Annotated in this window: 15 protein-coding genes; 7 read left to right on the top strand and 8 right to left on the bottom strand. The window is 57.0% G+C overall.

What is annotated here, in order from left to right; translation table 11 throughout:
* A partial coding sequence (locus AC3B8H_RS10550; RefSeq protein ID WP_488441542.1) for a CbiX/SirB N-terminal domain-containing protein occupies positions 1–224 on the top strand: 224 nt, incomplete at its 5' end.
* A 356-nt stretch (positions 225–580) separates the two neighbouring features.
* Here AC3B8H_RS10550 and AC3B8H_RS10545 read toward each other — a convergent pair.
* Entirely contained in the window at positions 581–1,297 is a 717-nt protein-coding gene (locus AC3B8H_RS10545) for a YebC/PmpR family DNA-binding transcriptional regulator (protein ID WP_488441541.1), read from the bottom strand.
* Positions 1,298–1,673: 376 nt separating this feature from the next.
* Between AC3B8H_RS10545 and AC3B8H_RS10540 the strand changes: the two genes are divergently transcribed.
* The 3 genes from AC3B8H_RS10540 to alr all read left to right on the top strand — a co-directional run bounded on the left by AC3B8H_RS10540 (position 1,674) and on the right by alr (position 4,532).
* Positions 1,674–1,802: a hypothetical protein gene (locus AC3B8H_RS10540; protein WP_488441540.1), complete on the top strand. Its 129-nt coding sequence runs from the start codon at positions 1,674–1,676 to the stop codon at positions 1,800–1,802.
* A gap of 193 nt (positions 1,803–1,995) precedes the next feature.
* Complete coding sequence (gene dnaB / locus AC3B8H_RS10535) at positions 1,996–3,390, top strand: replicative DNA helicase (RefSeq protein WP_488441539.1); 1,395 nt, start codon at positions 1,996–1,998, stop codon at positions 3,388–3,390.
* Entirely contained in the window at positions 3,387–4,532 is a 1,146-nt protein-coding gene (alr, locus tag AC3B8H_RS10530; RefSeq protein WP_488441538.1) for an alanine racemase, read from the top strand. The genes dnaB and alr overlap by 4 nt, the downstream gene beginning before the upstream one ends.
* Positions 4,533–5,055: 523 nt before the next feature.
* On the opposite strand, the gene prlC is transcribed toward alr, so the two are convergent.
* The 7 genes from prlC to hemB form a co-directional block, all read right to left on the bottom strand.
* The gene (prlC, locus tag AC3B8H_RS10525) at positions 5,056–7,146 is read right to left on the bottom strand and encodes an oligopeptidase A (protein WP_488441537.1); all 2,091 of its coding nucleotides are present in this window, start codon (positions 7,144–7,146) and stop codon (positions 5,056–5,058) included.
* A gap of 30 nt (positions 7,147–7,176) precedes the next feature.
* Complete coding sequence (locus AC3B8H_RS10520) at positions 7,177–8,493, bottom strand: HDOD domain-containing protein (protein WP_488441536.1); 1,317 nt, start codon at positions 8,491–8,493, stop codon at positions 7,177–7,179.
* A gap of 43 nt (positions 8,494–8,536) precedes the next feature.
* Complete coding sequence (locus tag AC3B8H_RS10515; protein WP_488441535.1) at positions 8,537–9,823, bottom strand: HDOD domain-containing protein; 1,287 nt, start codon at positions 9,821–9,823, stop codon at positions 8,537–8,539.
* A 1-nt stretch (position 9,824) separates the two neighbouring features.
* Positions 9,825–11,105, bottom strand: coding sequence for an HDOD domain-containing protein (locus tag AC3B8H_RS10510; RefSeq protein ID WP_488441534.1), 1,281 nt, complete (start codon positions 11,103–11,105; stop codon positions 9,825–9,827).
* 62 nt (positions 11,106–11,167) lie between these two features.
* Positions 11,168–12,016, bottom strand: a complete 849-nt coding sequence (aroE, locus tag AC3B8H_RS10505) for a shikimate dehydrogenase (protein ID WP_488441533.1) — start codon at positions 12,014–12,016, stop codon at positions 11,168–11,170.
* Positions 12,013–12,555 (bottom strand): hypothetical protein, encoded by a 543-nt coding sequence (locus AC3B8H_RS10500; protein ID WP_488441532.1) that lies wholly within the window; start codon positions 12,553–12,555, stop codon positions 12,013–12,015. Before AC3B8H_RS10500 ends, aroE begins: the two co-directional genes overlap by 4 nt.
* An 11-nt stretch (positions 12,556–12,566) precedes the next feature.
* The gene (hemB, locus tag AC3B8H_RS10495; protein ID WP_488441531.1) at positions 12,567–13,583 is read right to left on the bottom strand and encodes a porphobilinogen synthase; all 1,017 of its coding nucleotides are present in this window, start codon (positions 13,581–13,583) and stop codon (positions 12,567–12,569) included.
* A 145-nt stretch (positions 13,584–13,728) separates the two neighbouring features.
* Here hemB and AC3B8H_RS10490 point away from each other — a divergent pair, with 145 nt between their 5' ends.
* The 3 genes from AC3B8H_RS10490 to cmoB form a co-directional block, all read left to right on the top strand.
* Complete coding sequence (locus AC3B8H_RS10490) at positions 13,729–14,379, top strand: MlaC/ttg2D family ABC transporter substrate-binding protein (RefSeq protein WP_488441530.1); 651 nt, start codon at positions 13,729–13,731, stop codon at positions 14,377–14,379.
* A gap of 54 nt (positions 14,380–14,433) precedes the next feature.
* The gene (gene cmoA, locus AC3B8H_RS10485) at positions 14,434–15,165 is read left to right on the top strand and encodes a carboxy-S-adenosyl-L-methionine synthase CmoA (RefSeq protein ID WP_488441529.1); all 732 of its coding nucleotides are present in this window, start codon (positions 14,434–14,436) and stop codon (positions 15,163–15,165) included.
* Positions 15,162–15,938, top strand: a 777-nt coding sequence (cmoB, locus tag AC3B8H_RS10480) for a tRNA 5-methoxyuridine(34)/uridine 5-oxyacetic acid(34) synthase CmoB (RefSeq protein ID WP_488441528.1), incomplete at its 3' end; no start/stop codon positions are given. The genes cmoA and cmoB, both read left to right, overlap by 4 nt.

The following is a 15,938-nucleotide window of genomic DNA, read 5'->3' as shown; positions in this document are numbered from 1 at the left end:
CTTTGAGTCGACAAATTGCGGCCGGCGCGCGGCGTATCGTGGTTTTACCGTACTTTTTGGCGGCCGGTCGCCACGTTGGTCTCGATATTCCGGCTCAAGTGGATGCCATGCGCTGTCAGGCGCAGTGGGTTGACATTCTGGTTGCCGCGCACATTGGTAGCGCGCCCGCGATGGCGCCGATACTGCTTGATCTGGCGCTGGATTGTTTGGGCAAATCCTCTTGACCCTACCGCGCCGCGACAGCCGATGAGGTGGCGGTTTCGGTGGTGCCGGCCCGCTGCCGATTCTATCGCTATCGCGGGTTTTGCTCGGGGCATAAAAAAGCCCGCATGGTGCGGGCTTCGTCCGATTTATTATTGTGTTTTGGACGTCTGTCGAATCGATTTCGACAGCTTAACTTGTTGCGCTTATTGTTGTTGTTTTACCAGCGAACTGGCCGCTCTCCTCCCCCGTTGAAAGATGACGATTCTTGCGATTCGCATCGACCTAATTCAAGGTGAGATGATTCTATGGGATTAAAACACCGTTGTCCAGAAAAACTGCGACAAATTGCCGCAGTTTTTTCGGTGTGGCCATGCGGTCAATACGTTGCGTCGTGGAAAACGTTTTGCACGTCATCCAGCTCGTTCAACAAATCTAAAAATTTTTCGAACAACACCGTGTCATCGCCAGCGATCGGCGTTGCGCTCTTAGGTAAAAACTGAATTTCATCGACTTCGAAATCGATTTCCCCCAACAAGTCGGTCAGCGCTTGCTTGGCTTTAAAATAGTCGGCTTGCGGCGTGAATACAGTTAACTTGCCGTCGTCGTTTTCAATATCGCTGACATCGACATCGGCGCCCAGCAAGGCTTCGAGAACGCTGTCCTCGTCATCATGGCGAAACGCCAGAATCGCGGCGTGATCGAACATATGGCTGACGGTACCCTGAGTGCCTATCTTGCACTTGGTTTTGGTAAAACACAGACGTACGTCGCCGAACGTGCGATTCGGATTATCGGTCAAGCAATCGACGATCACCATGCAACCGCCCGGGCCGAAGCCTTCGTAGCGAGCCGGCGCGAAATCTTCGCCGCCGCCGCCCTTGGCCTTGTCGAGGGCTTTTTCGATGACGTGGCCGGGAACCTGATCCTTCTTGGCGCGGTCGATCAGGCCGCGCAACGTCAAATTGCCGGATGGATCGATACCGCCGGATTTGGCGCAGACATAAATCTCACGTCCGTATTTGCTGTACACCTTGGTCTTGGCGTCGGCCGTTTTGGCCATCGACACCTTTCTGTTCTGGTAGGCTCTACCCATCGGACTGCTGCTCCATAAACAACGCGGTAAAAGCGGGAATTTTAACGCCAAGTATTTTTTCTCGGGTAACTTTTCGCGCTTGGCCGTTCGGCGGGAGGGGGCGATCCGATTGACGTGGATGGCGTTGATGGGACTTCTTTGTCCGCGACGTGGGCAAAATTGCGCTGAGCGGGTGCCGAAGTAGACGAAATCCGGAAAAACTCTCGCGCGATATTGAAATTTAATTCACTTTAACAATGCATTTTAACGGCTTGTTTTGAATTATTTTTTATACCTACCTCCTTGATTGTGTTGCTAAATCGCCCGAAAGGTCCTATTGAGTTTTATCCGGAAAGTGGCAAACTCGCCGAACAGGAGGCTTTAATTGGGAGGTACTATGAAAATACTAGCCATCTTGATCTTGGCGGGGCTCGGCTACGGCGTTCTCAGATTTATTCTTACCGTGGTAAGAGAATTGGCGTTGTTTGCCGTCGAAGCTTGGCGCGATATCGAGGTTGAGCAATAAGGCTAACCACACAATCTATTCAAACCAAGGGCCTCGGGCCCAATATTGCAGATCAGCAATGAGCCGGGTGACACCGGCTTTTTTGTGTCCGATAGCCGGTGACAGCCGTGTGTTGGTCAATCGTGGTTGCTGTCAGTCTGTCCGGTGGCTAGCCGGTTATAATGCGCGGCCAGTATTCGTCCTTTCCGTTGCCATGTCCGAAGATTATTACTTTTCTCCCGATCAAGCCGTCGAGTCGCTGAAGGTTCCGCCGCACTCGATCCAGGCCGAACAGTCGGTCTTGGGTGGTTTATTATTGGACAACCGTACCTGGGATTCGGTGGCCGATAAAATCGTCGAAGGCGATTTTTACCGGCGTGACCACCGCCTGATTTTTCGCGCGATCGCCCAACTAGCGGAAAAGCAGGAGCCGTTCGATGTCGTGACGATTTCGGAAGTCCTGGAAGCTACCGGTGAATTGCAGGATGGCGGTGGCTTGGCCTATTTGGCTTCGCTGGCTCGGGATACGCCCAGTGCCGCGAATATTGTCGCTTACGCCAATATCGTTCGCGATCGCTCGGTCTTGCGGCAACTGATACACGTCGGCACCGAAATTTCCGATTCGGCGTTCACCACCGAAGGCCGAGAAACCGCCGATTTGCTGGAAAACGCCGAGCGTAAGGTATTCGAGATCGCCGAGCAACGCCAACGCGGCCAAGGCGGTTTTGCGTCGATCAAATCGCTGTTGGCCAAGGCAGTCGATAAAATCGAAATGCTGTACGAGCAGGACGGCGACATCACCGGCGCCAGTACCGGCTTTACCGATCTGGACGAAAAAACTTCCGGCCTGCAGCCGTCCGATTTGATTATCGTCGCCGGCCGGCCGTCGATGGGTAAAACCACGATCGCGATGAACATGGCCGAAAACGTCGCGCTTAAGAGCGGCATGCCGGTCGCGGTTTTCAGCATGGAGATGCCGGGCGAGGCGCTGGCGATGCGGATGATGTCGTCGCTGGGCCGGATAGACCAGCACAAGGTGCGGACCGGCAAACTGGACGACGACGATTGGCCGCGCTTGACCTCGGCGATCAATTTGCTGGCCGAAACCAAGATGTTCATCGACGATACCCCGGCGCTGACGCCGACCGAGGTGCGTTCCCGCGCCCGCCGCCTGACCCGCGAGCACGGTCAACTGGGTTTGATCGTGCTGGATTACTTGCAGCTGATGCAGTCGCCGTCCAGCGGCGACAACCGCGTCCAACAGATTTCCGACATCTCGCGCGGCTTGAAGGCGCTGGCCAAGGAGCTGAACGTGCCGGTGATCGCGCTGTCGCAGCTCAACCGGAATCTGGAGCAGCGCCCCAACAAGCGGCCGGTGATGTCGGATCTGCGCGAATCCGGCGCGATCGAGCAGGACGCCGACTTGATCATTTTCGTATATCGCGATGAGGTCTACCACGAGGACAGTCCGGACAAGGGCATCGCCGAAGTCATCATCGGCAAGCAGCGGAACGGTCCGCTGGGCACGGTGCGGCTGACTTTCCTGGGTCAATACACCCGCTTCGAGAATTTCGCCGGCGTTTATACCGGTAGCGAGGATTACGAATGACGCCGGCCGCTTACGTGCGCTTAGACCTGGATGCCGCCCGCCACAACCTGGCGCAGGTCAAGCGCTACGCGCCCAACAATCGGATCATGGCCGTTATCAAGGCCAACGGTTATGGCCACGGTATGGACCGGGTGGCGGCGGCATTGGCCGAAGCCGACGGTTTCGCGGTGGCGCGGGTCGACGAAGGCGTGCGCTTGCGCGAGGCCGGCTTCACCCAAGCGATTACGGTATTGCAGGGTTTCGTCTGCCTGGACGAGCTACGCTGGATGTTACGCTACAAACTGGCGGCGGTGATTCATACGCCGCAGCAAATCGGCATCTTGCGGCAATTGGCGCCGGAACCTGAAAAGTTGTTGGTTTGGTTGAAAATGGATACCGGTATGAACCGCTTGGGCTTTAAGGGCGGCGATTTTTTGGCGGCCTATCAGGCGTTGGCGGATTGTAGCGCCGTCGCGCAGCCGATCAATCTGATTACCCATTTTGCCAATGCCGACGATTTGCTGGACGACAAAACCCGCCGCCAAATCGATGTCTTCAACCAGGCGGTCAAGGACTTCCCCGGCCAACGCAGTATCGCCAATTCGGCCGGCATCATAGGCTGGCCCAACGTCTCCTCCGATGCGGCGCAGGCGAGGGGCGGCGATTGGGTCAGGCCGGGATTGATGCTGTACGGCTGTTCGCCGTTCGCCGGCAAGACCGGCGCCGATTTCGGTCTGCGGCCGGTGATGAGTCTGCATTCGCGCTTGATCGCGGTCAAGTATGTGGCCGCCGGCGAGTCGGTCGGTTACAGCGGTACCTGGACTTGCCGGCAGCCGACACGGCTGGGCGTGGCGTCGATAGGCTATGGGGACGGTTACCACCGCCACACCCAAAGCGGCGCGCCGGTGTTGGTCAATGGTCGGCGGGTGTCCCTGATCGGCCGCGTATCGATGGACATGATCACGGTCGATCTGAACAGTCAGCCGGACGCCCAGCCCGGCGATCCGGTCACGCTGTGGGGCGAGACCTTGCCGGTCGAGGAAATCGCCCGGCACGCCGATACGATACCTTACACCTTGCTGTGCGGAATCACCCAGCGGGTGCAAGTCATTGAACAACACCTGCCGGAAAGTCTGATTTCCGCGAATACTGTGGCTGGCTGAGTCGCGCGTTGCATGGTGGCCAGCCGAGCCTGGCGTTGCTTAGGCCTTTTGAAAAACGCCAGCGCGCTGGCGAACGACTTTGAAAACAAATCCAAAATAGCTATTGAACTCTGTAATTGGTAGTTGGCTTGGCGGGGAGGCCGTGGTCGCGGGAATGGCAAACATGTCAATGCACCCAGCGGCCAAGTAATAGGCCTTGTGTCCGGTTTGAGGTCTGTTTTGCGGATGGCGGAAGCCGGTCGGAATGCCTTACTCGGAGTGGGTGCCGGAGCAAATGTATGCAACGTGCGGCCGATGGTACTCAGAGTGGCTTGGACCGGCCGTGGATAATTGTCGCCGCCAGAAATTCCATAGGCGGATGATCTGAATTTCGGAGAGCGGAGACTCTTTGGATTCAAGTTGAGTCTGTCTTGTAAGCCGGCCCGTGCTAACGGCCGGCTCTCCGAACCGGTTAGTTCCACGACGAACCACCGGTTCTTGGCTGACGGGGGCGGTTGACGGCCCCGGTTTCCTGTTATCGCCGTTAAGCGGCAATCCCATTGTGCCGTAGCAAGGCGTCGATTTGCGGCTCGCGGCCGCGGAAGTTTTTGAACAGGGTCATCGCATCGCTGCTGCCGCCTTGTTCCAGGATGTTGCGCAGGAAGGACTCACCGGTGGCGCGATCGAAAATGCCTTTTTCCTCGAACAGCGAGAAGGCGTCGGCCGACAACACTTCCGCCCATTTATAGCTGTAATATCCGGCCGCGTAACCGCCGGCGAAGATGTGCGAGAAACTGTGGGCGAAGCGGTTGAATTCCGGCGGCTTGACCACCGCGACTTGCTCGCGCACTTGTTGCAAGGTTTGATAAATTCGCCCGCCCTTGGCCGGTTCGTAGTGTTGGTGGATTTTGAAGTCGAACAGGCTGAATTCCAATTGCCGCACCATCATCATGCCGGCCTGGAAGTTTTTCGCGGCCAGCATCTTATCGTACAGCGCGTCGGGCAGCGCCTCGCCGGTTTGATAGTGGCCGGAGATCAAACTCAGCGCTTCCTTGTCCCAGCACCAGTTTTCCATGAACTGGCTGGGCAATTCCACCGCGTCCCACTCCACCCCGTTAATGCCGGATACGCCGAGATGGTCGATTTGGGTCAGCATGTGATGCAGGCCGTGGCCGAATTCGTGGAACAGGGTTTCCACTTCGTCGTGGGTCAGCAGGGCAGGGTCGTTGCCGGTCGGCGGTACGAGTTCCATACTCGTTACCGCACTCCCACCATCCCTGGCGATCGGTGGCGTGAAATTGCAGGTCAGGTAGGCGACCGGCGTTTGCAGGCCCGCCGACGTTTTTTTGCGGCAGACGCAATCGTCCATCCAGGCGCCGCCGCGTTTCTTGGCGCGGGCGTACAAGTCCAGGAAGAAGCGACCGCGCAATTGGCCGTCCTTGTCGACAATTTGATAAAAGCGCACGTCCGGGTGCCAGGTGTCGAAATCCTGGATTTCGCTGATTTGCAGACCATACAGGCGTTCGACGATCGCGAACAAGCCGGGTATGACTTTACTGTCCGGGAAATAGGTTTTGACCTCTTCTTGCGACAATTGATAGTAGTGCTGGCGCATTTTTTCCGAGTAGTAGCCGATGTCCCAGGCTTGCAGATCGTGCAGGCCGTGTTCCTTGGCGGCGTATTCCTTTAATTCGGTCAGGTCGCGGCGGGCCTGGCGCCAGGATTTGTCCGCCAGATCTTCCAGAAACTTGACCACGTCGTCGGTGGATTTGGCCATTTTGGTGGCCAGCGAATATTCGGCGTAGTTGGCAAAGCCCAGTAGTTGGGCCTTTTCGTGGCGCAGCGCCAGAATCTGCTCCATGATGTCCGAGTTGTCCCACTGTCCGGCGTGCGGGCCTTGATCGGACGCGCGGGTGCAGAAGGCTTCGTAATGCTCGCGCCGTAAATCCCGATTGTCGGCGTAGGTCATGATCGCCAGATAGGACGGAAATTGCAGATTGATCAGCCAGCCGTCCTTGCCTTCGGCTTCGGCGGTTTGCTTGGCTTGAGCCAGCGCCGATTCCGGCAACCCGGCCAAGTCGTCTATATGGATGATTTGCTTGTGCCAGGCATTGGTGGCGTCGAGCAGGTTTTCCTCGAATTGGCTGGCCAGTTTGGACAGTTGCTGACTGATCTCCTTGTAGCGGGCTTGTTGCTCGGCCGGTAAATCGACGCCGGACAGATGAAAATCGCGTAGCGCGTTATCGATAATCTTTTGTTGGGCGGCCTCAAGACCAGCGAATTCGGCGCCGTCGCGAATGGCTTTGTAAGCTTGTTGCAAGGCCTTGTTTTGGCCGGTTTCGGTGGCGTAGGCGCTGAGTTTGCCTAGGCAGGCGTTATAGGCATCGCGCATCGCGTCGCTGTTGACGACGGAATTCATGTGGCTGACCGGCGACCAAGCCTTGTTCAAGCGATCTTCGGCTTCCTCGATCGGTTCGATCAGATTGTGCCAAGTATAAGGGCCGCCGCCGGCCAGTTGGGTTTCGATGGTGGAGCGAGCCTCGGCCAGCAATTGGTCGATGGCGGGTTCGACGTGCTCGGGCAGGATTTTGGAAAATTGCGGGAGTTCGGTGCGTTCTAGTAAAGGATTGGTCATTGCGGTAGCGGTGGGTCAGCGGAAAAGAAATTAGGATAACAGTTGCATCGCGGCGTGTACGCGGGCTTGCGCCTTCAGCAATACCGTGAGCGAAAAATCGGGGTTAAGTTTGCCCTCGCTGAGTTTGGCGTAGGCCGGTATCGAGCAAATATACGGCAGGTCGCGGGATTTGCCGCTACCAAAATAGCTGTGCAACTTGGCGAGCATGACAATGTCGCTCAGCGTCAGTTCCGCGCCGCTGTCGTACAGCCAATTTTCGGCGAGTGGCGGAATGCCGGCCAGGGTTTCCGAGAAGCCTAGGGTATGCAGAACCAGGGTGCCGACCGGGGCGCGTAGATAGGTCAGCGAGGCTTGTAGTTCCTCCAGGCTGGGGCTGGCTTCCGGGAAATGCTCGGCAAAATGCAGGAGTGGAATCGCGCCAATGTCGGCGACCAAGCCCGCCAGCAACGCGTCTTCCGGGTGGATGCGGCTGCACTCCTGGGCCAGAACGAAGCTGAGGCTGGAGACGTACAGACTGCTCCGCCACAGCGCTTGCATGGCTTTCATCAGTGCCGGATCCTTGCAGTGAAACAGTTGTTTCAAGCTGATACCGAGAACCAAATTGCGCGTCGCGTTCAGGCCGATGCGGGAGACCGCGTCGTGGCAGTTGTGAATCTTGTTGCCGGTGGTATACAACGCACTGTTGGCAACCTGAATCAGTTTGGCGACGATGGGCGGATCGAGTTGGATGATTTCGACGGCGTCGGCTATCCCGATCTCCTTGCGCATCGCTTCCTTGAGTTTTAGCGCGACATCCGGTAACGAGGGCAGCCTTAACTGGTTTTCCCGGTAGGCTTGGGCGAAACTGAGAAAGAATTGGTGGCCGTTCAACGACTCGGGCAGCTCGATGTCCACCAGCTCGACGCAACTGGCAGTTTCCCGGCAATGGTCGGACCATAGTCGGTTGAGTTCGATCGAGACTTCCAGAATCAATACCTCGTCGAGCGCGGTGGCGGTAGCGCCGCAACGCGTGCCGCTGTTTAGCGGCAAATGGGCCTGGGGGCTGTCGGCCACGATTTCGTAACAGCTTTCGCTGTCGGGTTGCATGTTGAGCCGGCCCCGCACCAAATAAAACACGCTGTCGGTGCGCTGGTTGAAGGTAAAAATCACCGCATGCTTGGCGTAGCGCAAGGCCTGGCGCGGTAACGCGGCCAAATGGGCGTCGTCCAGATTGCGTAGCGGGACGAATTGTTTGAGTTCGGCCGGAATCAGGCCTTGCTTGACGGTTGAAATCGGCGCCGTGACCCCCGCTATTTCAACCGCCAGGTTGGCGGTTTTCGCGGCGGTTTGGGGTGACGCCGAAGACATGGGCGACCGCGGTTTTTTGAAGAGGCGCGTGAACCAGTTCATGTCAGGCCCGGAAAAAGGCCAAGGCTTCGGCGATTTGCTGTTTGGCGTCCTGCAGTACTTGCAGGGACATATCGGGGGTTAACGCGCAATCGTCCAGTTTATGGAAAGCCGGCAAGGTGTTCAGCGGCGGCAACTTGTGCATGCGGATGCCTCCCAACTGGCTGTGAAATTTGGCCAACAATACAATATCGTGCAACTGCAGGCCTTGGCCGGCATCGTAATACCAGTTTTCGATTTGCGCCGGGATTTGGATCAGTGCCTCCGGAAAATGCCACTTTTTCAAAATAAAAGTGCCGAACAGGCCCTGCAGGTAGTCGATGCAGGCGTCGAGCTCGGCGTCGTTGTAGTCTGAAGCGGGCAGGCTACCAGCCAGCGTAATGATAGGCAAGACGCCGATGTTGTGCGTCAGGCCGGCTAGCAGGGCTTCGTCGGCATTGATGGTTTTACCGAGTCCGGCCAAGGTACAACTCAAGCTGGCGATTTGTATGCTCTGTTTCCAGGCTTGCTGGGATTTTTGTTGGAGCATTTTATTGGTGCTGCGGAACAACTGGTGCAGACTGACGCTGGTGACCAGGTTTTGAGTGATTTTGAAGCCCAGATGATTGACCGCGTCGTGGCTGTTACTGACCGGCTTCACGCCGCGGTAGATCGGACTGTTGGCGACCTGCACCAGTTTTGACGAAATCGCCGGGTCCAGATTTACGATTTTCACCGCGTCGGCCACGCTGATGTCTTTTTGCAATGCGCTGCGTAGTCTCAGGGCGACGTCGGGCAGACTGGGAACTTGCAGGGCGTCGGCGTCATAGGCCGCGCAAAGTTTCGCGAATAAGCGGCTGCCGCGCAGTTCGACAGGTGGGTTGGTACGGTTTGCCAGTGGCTTGTTCGGCTGGGCGCTGCTTTGCCGCAATAGCGATAGCGGCAGGTAAAGCAGTTGGGATTGGGTTTGGGCGATGGCGCTGACGCTATGTTCGCCGTGAGCCGCCAACGGATAACAGGCCTTGAAGGTATTTTCCTCGACCGTGTACCCACTGTTGGCCGACTCCAGAAACACTTTGCCGCTGTAGAGATAAATCAAGGTGTCGGATGCTTCGCCACGATTGAAGACCATGTCTCCGGCGTTGAACTGGCATAACGCGATCGGCAGTGTTCTCAGTTCTTCGCTGTCCAGGTCGCCGATCGGGATCAGCTTGCGCAAAAACTCGATCGGAAGGCGGTGGGCCGGCCGCGCACCGTTGCTAGCGGTTGCGACGGGTTTGGCGGCCGCCCGTTTAAATAACTTGCCGAACATGTCAGGTGATGAAGGTGTTCAAAGCTTCCTGAATCTTGGCTTTGGCGTCGTGCAGGATCGCCAGCGTGTTTTCCGGCGACAGCGAAAAATTTTTCAGTTTGGCGGCGGCCGGGATCGCGCTGATGGCCGGCAGATCGGCGTTGGCCTTTTTGCCGATCAAGGCATGCAGCCGAGACAGCACGACAATGTCGGTCAGCGTTAACGTGTCGCCGCTGCCGTAAAACCAATCGCTGGAATGTTTGGCCGCTTGAATGAACTCGTCGGCAAAATCCCATTCCTTGAGTACCACCGCGCCGACCGGCGCTCTGACCATCGGGATTGCTTGTTCGATTTCGGCTTCATTATGGTACTCGAGTGGCAAGTCCGCGACGAAGCTGAGAAATGGAATCACGCCGATGTCGCAGGTTAAACCGGCCAACAGCGCGTCTTCCGGGTTTCGTTGTTGACTATGACTGGCCAGCACGTGGCAAAGGCTGGACAAATACAGGCTTTGTTTCCACAAATCTTCCAGATAGGTTTTCAATAGCGGCGATTTGGACTTGAAAATCTGCTTGATACTCAACGCCGTGACCAAGCTACGGGTGGCGTTCAGGCCGATGCGGATCACGGCATCCTTACAGTTCTTGGCCGGGACCGTGGTCAAGTACAACGGGCAGTTGGCGACTTCGATCAGTTTGGCCGAGATAGCCGGGTCGAGTTGAATGATCTTGACGGCGTCGTCGATATTGACGTCTTTCTGGATGGCTTGACGCAACTTGACCGCCACTTCCGGCAGCGACGGAATTTCCAATTCGTGGTGGTGATGCTGAAAATGGTCGGCGAACAGCGACAACAGTCGGTTACCTTGTAAGTCTTCCGGGACGTCCAGCTTGCCGTGGTCGAAACGGCCGGAGGTCAACATGATTTTCAACGACACCCGCAGAATGCTAATGTCGGTTTTGGCCGTGGCTGTCGCGGTTTGTTTGGCGCCGCTACAGATCGGAAACTTGGCTTGCGCGCTGCCAGCGCTGATTTCGTAACCTTTACCGTGCTGATCGGCCAGATTCACGGTGCCTTCGAGCAAAAAAATCGCGCAGGTCGAAGGCTCGTTGACCGAAAACAGGGTTCGACCGGCGGCGTAGGTTTCGACGTGGTTCTCCGCCGCGAAGGTTTGCAGGATTTCTTCGCTCAGGTTTCTGATCGGAAAGAGTTGCCGCAAGGTTTCGGTGGTGATGCGCTGTGTTCCAGCCGGGGCCGGGGATTTGCCGGAGGCTTTCCCGAAGAATGATTTGATGGCCTTCATGTTGGTCCGTTAAGCAATGATGGATCGTGGAAGAATGATTGTCGTCGTGGGTTGGGCGGAGGTCAATCGTTTCGAAGCGGTGGCATCGTTCGCTCGCGGTTCAGCAAATCGATGACCGGACGGGTGTCCGGTCTGACGCTCCGCCAAAGATAGAAGGCCTCGGCGGCCTGCTCCACCAGCATGCCCAAACCGTCGAGGCTCAGCGAGGCGCCGTGGTTAAGGCCCCAGTTTACGAACGCGGTCGGTTGGTTGGCGTAGGCCAAATCGTAGCAGCAACCGCCGGGAGAGAGAATGTCGTCGGCCAGCGGCGGCAGGTCGCCGGCCAAACTGGCGGAGGTTGCGTTAAGGATCACATCGAAGCGGCCGCTCAGTTCGGTATAGCCGCAGGCGTGCAGCTCCCCGAGGTCGGCAAACTCGTCGGCGATGGCCACGGCTTTTGCGAGTGTGCGATTGGCGACGACGAGCAGTGCCGGCGCTTGTTCCAGCAACGGCGCGATAATGCCGCGCGTCGCGCCGCCGGCGCCGAGCACCAAGATGCGGCTGGCGCGTAGCGGAATGCGATGGTTGACGGTCAGGTCGTTGAGCAGGCCGACGCCGTCGGTATTGTCGCCGAGGATGCGTCCGTCGGCTTGGCGCGCCAGGGTGTTGACGGCTTTGGCGAGCAGTGCGCGGTCGCCGAGACGGTCCGCGTATTGCCAGGCGAGTTCCTTGAGCGGCACCGTGCAGTTTAGGCCCTTGCCGCCGTCGGCGAAGAAGGTCTCGACCGCCGAGCGGAACTGTTCGGCAGGCACGTCCTGAGCCCGGTATTGCAGGCGTTGGCCGGTTTGTTCGGCGAACAGGCCGTGGATGCGGGGCGATTTACTGTGGCTAATCGGGTGGCCGAATACGGCGTACTGGTCGATGGCGGTCATTGGTCGGCTGGTTTGCGGGATCGGAACTCCCAATACAGGGTGACGATGACGAGCAGACCGGCCAGCAGACCGACGGGCAGCATGAACTGTTCGACATAGGCAATGATAATAGCGCAAGCGCCAAGAAACATGCCGATCAAGCCCAGTTGCCAGCCGATACGGATGCCGTCCAGCATCGTCGCCAGCGATAGGATCAGTAAAACCACCAGCGTCGCGGCGTTTTCATCGATGCGGCCGGATTTCTGTAGCAGAAACGCGCCGCCAGCGACCAGGACCGCGCTGGCCCAATGCAGCACTTGTTCCTTGAACGCCGCCGCGAAGTCGAAAGCATGATTTTTGGATTTCATCCTGCCGATGGCGATCGATATGCCGGCGAATACGGTGACCATGAACAACCAGAATGCGTAACCGTCTTCCGGTGAAAAGCGGGTGACGGCGATACCCAATAGTGACAACAGCAAAAGCAAAATGAATACGCCTTCCTCCAGCCGGGATTGCCGACGTTGTTCGGCATTGCGGATGTCGCGTACGGTTGCCATGGCTTGTCGATCTAGGTTTGTTGCAGCCATTGTGCCGCCGGTTTGGCGAAGTAGGTCAAAATCGCATCGCAGCCGGCCCGCTTGAAGGCGAGCAAGGATTCCAGTACGACTTGGCGTTCGTCCAGCCAGCCGTTTTGGGCGGCGGCTTTCAACATGGCATATTCGCCGCTGACTTGGTAAGCGAATGTCGGAACGCCGAAGCGGTCCTTGGCGCGCCGGATAATGTCCAGATAGGGCATGCCCGGCTTGACCATGATCATGTCGGCCCCTTCCTGCAAGTCCAGTGCGATTTCGCGGAGCGCTTCGTCGGAATTGGCGGGATCCATTTGGTAGCTGTATTTATTGCCGCCACCCAGATTGCCGGCCGAGCCGACCGCGTCGCGGAACGGGCCGTAGAAACCGGAGGCATATTTGGCCGAATAGGCCAGAATTCGGGTATTTGCGTGGCCGTGGGATTCCAAGGCGTCGCGGATCGCGCCGATCCGGCCGTCCATCATGTCGGACGGCGCGACGATGTCGGCACCCGCTTCAGCATGGGACAAGGCTTGTTTGCATAGAGCGTCGACGGTGGCGTCGTTGACCACATATCCCTTGGCGTCGATCAGGCCGTCCTGGCCGTGAGTAGTGAATGGGTCGAGAGCGACGTCAGTAATCACGCCGAGTTCGGGGAACTCAGATTTCAATGCCCGCACGCAACGTTGCGCCAAACCGTCGGGATTGTAGGCTTCCTCGGCGTTCAGCGACTTTTGGTCGGGATCGACGACCGGGAAAAGCGCGATGGCGGGAATGCCCAAGTTGGCTAAGGCTTCGGCTTCGCGCAACAGCAGGTCGATGGAGAGCCGGCTGACGCCGGGCATCGACGCCACGGCTTGCTGGACGGATTGGCCTTCGACGACAAATAATGGACAGATCAGGTCGTCGGTGGTCAAGCGGTTTTCCCGCATCAACCGGCGGGAAAAATTCTGGGAGCGCATGCGGCGCATCCGGGTGCCTGGGAAAAAGTCGTTAGGGGTAGACATCTTTTCCATAGTAAAATAGTGAAGTGTTTGCCGATCCTTAGCGGGTGGGCCGGAGCCTGAGGCTGAGTTTCCCGCTTCGGACCTTAATTGTAGCAGTGTATGGTTTGGGAAGGCTGAAATTAGCGCCCTGTATCCTTATTTAGAGATGGTTTATATGTATATCAAACGTTATTTGCAGTTTATTTTGATGGCGATTTGGGTGGCAACAGCGTTGGGCTGGAGCGCCGGCGCGGCGGCGGAAATGGGTGAGCCGCAGAAAATTATCGAGGACGCCTCGAACAAGCTGAAACAGCGCATGCAGGAGCCTGGATTTACTCAAGATTTCAAAAAAATTACGGTGTTCGTTCACGACGTAATCTACCCGCATGTTGATTTCGACCTGATATCGACGCTGGTCCTGGGCAAAATGTGGAAGGAAGCCACGCCCGCCGAGAAGGACGGCTTTAAGAAGGAGTTCCAAACTTTGTTGATTCGCACCTATTCCAGGGCGTTTGTCGAGTTCAAGGATTGGTCGGTACGTTTCCTGCCGGTCAGTAGCGAAGGCGACGACAAAAAGGTGTTGATCAAAACCGAAATCTTGCAGCCGGGTTTGCAGCCGATCGCGGTCAATTACCGGATGCTGAACGAGAAAGGGGCGTGGAAAGTCTACGATATCCTGATCGAAGGTGTTAGCTTGGTTACTAACTATCGGACCAGCTTCAAAAATGAGGTTGAGCGTTCAGGATCGTTGCAGGAAGTGATCAATCAGTTGGCCAAGCGCAATACCGAGGCCCTCAGCAACAATCACATTCCCAACAATTCCTAAGCAATCGCCCGTCTCGCTCGGCCGCGACTGTTTAAACCGGCGCGGCCGTCCCTCATGCCAGCTTCGAAAGATTCTTTATACGCCAGTCCGCTAGGCGAAATTTCGGCGTTTCGTTTCGATGAGAACGTTGTCAAGGTCTTCCCGGACATGATCCGACGCTCCGTGCCGGGCTATGGAGCGATGATTTCCGCCATCGGTTTATTGGCCGGCCGCTACGCACGGGAAAACAGTCGATGTTATGACCTGGGATGTTCCTTGGGCGCGTCGGCATTGGCCATGCGTGCCAACATCACAGTCCGAAACTGCAGTATCGTCGCGGTCGATTGTTCGGAGGCGATGATAGAGCAATGCCGGCGAGATATCGAGCTTGCTCCGACTGGCGTCGATATTGAATGGTGTTGCGCGGATATTCGCGATATCGAAATTCGCGAAGCATCGGTGGTCGTACTGAATTTCACGCTGCAATTCATACCGTTGGAAGATCGCGACAATTTTATCGCCCGGCTTTACGACGGCTTATTGCCCGGCGGCGTTTTGATCTTGTCCGAGAAGCTGGCGTTCGAGGACCAGCGTCAGCAAGATCTGCAGACCGAAATGCATCATCTGTTCAAGAAGGCGCAAGGCTATAGCGAACTGGAAATCAGCCAGAAGCGAACCGCGTTGGAAAATGTCTTGATACCGGAGACTTTCTCGGGGCATAGGGCGCGGTTGGCGGCTGCTGGGTTTTCCAGCGTCGAGGTTTGGTTTCAGTATTTCAATTTCGCGTCGATGATCGCGTTGAAATGATCGATTATCGGCCTTTACTCAACGCGCTCATCCAGGCGGGCGGCCAGCGTTGGGCGACGTTGTTGCCCGAGCAATTGGTCGCGGCGTTCGACGAAAATGGGCATGGCGATTTACGACGTTGGCGAAAGGTGGTCGATGCGTTGCCGTCACTGACGCCGAGTGTTTGCGACTTGCGTGATCAAGTGCAAATCGGTGGCGACTCGGACATTTCCGACGCGGCGCGCTCCGATTTGCACGAGCGGTTGATGGCCTTGCATCCTTGGCGGAAGGGGCCGTATCGTCTTTTCGGTATCGATATTGACGCGGAATGGCGCTCCGATTGGAAGTGGCGGCGGGTAAAAGATGCTATTGCGCCGTTGAGTAACCGCTTGGTGCTGGATGTCGGTTGCGGAAACGGATATTACGCTTGGCGGATCTGGGGCGCCGGCGCCAGAATGGTGGTTGGTATCGATCCCACCCTGTTGAACGTTATGCAATATCAGGCGATTCGCCGTCTCCATGGCGAAGCGCCGGTCTTTGTTTTGCCTCTTGGAATAGAGGATGTACCCGCCAACTTGGGGATTTTCGATACGGTATTTTCGATGGGGGTCTTGTACCACCGGCGTTCGCCGATTGATCATTTGCTGGAGCTGAAAGGCTGTTTGCGGCCCGGCGGCGAATTGGTGTTGGAAACGCTGGTAATTGATGGTGGGCCGGACCGCGTACTGTTGCCGGAACAGCGTTACGCGAGCATGCGTAATGTTTGGTTTCTACCCAGTTGTGACGCTTTGTTG

The organism is Methylomonas sp. BG-2, from assembly GCF_057766305.1.
This window is presented reverse-complemented; position numbering and strand designations above follow the sequence as displayed.

Coding starts and splice junctions, on each gene's coding strand:
- AC3B8H_RS10520 (WP_488441536.1), bottom strand. CDS start 8,493: ATGTCTTCGGCGTCACCCCAAACCGCCGCGAAAACCGCCAACCTGGCG.
- alr (WP_488441538.1), top strand. CDS start 3,387: ATGACGCCGGCCGCTTACGTGCGCTTAGACCTGGATGCCGCCCGCCAC.
- cmoA (WP_488441529.1), top strand. CDS start 14,434: ATGCCAGCTTCGAAAGATTCTTTATACGCCAGTCCGCTAGGCGAAATT.
- hemB (WP_488441531.1), bottom strand. CDS start 13,583: ATGGAAAAGATGTCTACCCCTAACGACTTTTTCCCAGGCACCCGGATG.
- AC3B8H_RS10510 (WP_488441534.1), bottom strand. CDS start 11,105: ATGAAGGCCATCAAATCATTCTTCGGGAAAGCCTCCGGCAAATCCCCG.
- dnaB (WP_488441539.1), top strand. CDS start 1,996: ATGTCCGAAGATTATTACTTTTCTCCCGATCAAGCCGTCGAGTCGCTG.
- AC3B8H_RS10545 (WP_488441541.1), bottom strand. CDS start 1,297: ATGGGTAGAGCCTACCAGAACAGAAAGGTGTCGATGGCCAAAACGGCC.
- AC3B8H_RS10500 (WP_488441532.1), bottom strand. CDS start 12,555: ATGGCAACCGTACGCGACATCCGCAATGCCGAACAACGTCGGCAATCC.
- aroE (WP_488441533.1), bottom strand. CDS start 12,016: ATGACCGCCATCGACCAGTACGCCGTATTCGGCCACCCGATTAGCCAC.
- AC3B8H_RS10490 (WP_488441530.1), top strand. CDS start 13,729: ATGTATATCAAACGTTATTTGCAGTTTATTTTGATGGCGATTTGGGTG.
- AC3B8H_RS10515 (WP_488441535.1), bottom strand. CDS start 9,823: ATGTTCGGCAAGTTATTTAAACGGGCGGCCGCCAAACCCGTCGCAACC.
- prlC (WP_488441537.1), bottom strand. CDS start 7,146: ATGACCAATCCTTTACTAGAACGCACCGAACTCCCGCAATTTTCCAAA.
- AC3B8H_RS10540 (WP_488441540.1), top strand. CDS start 1,674: ATGAAAATACTAGCCATCTTGATCTTGGCGGGGCTCGGCTACGGCGTT.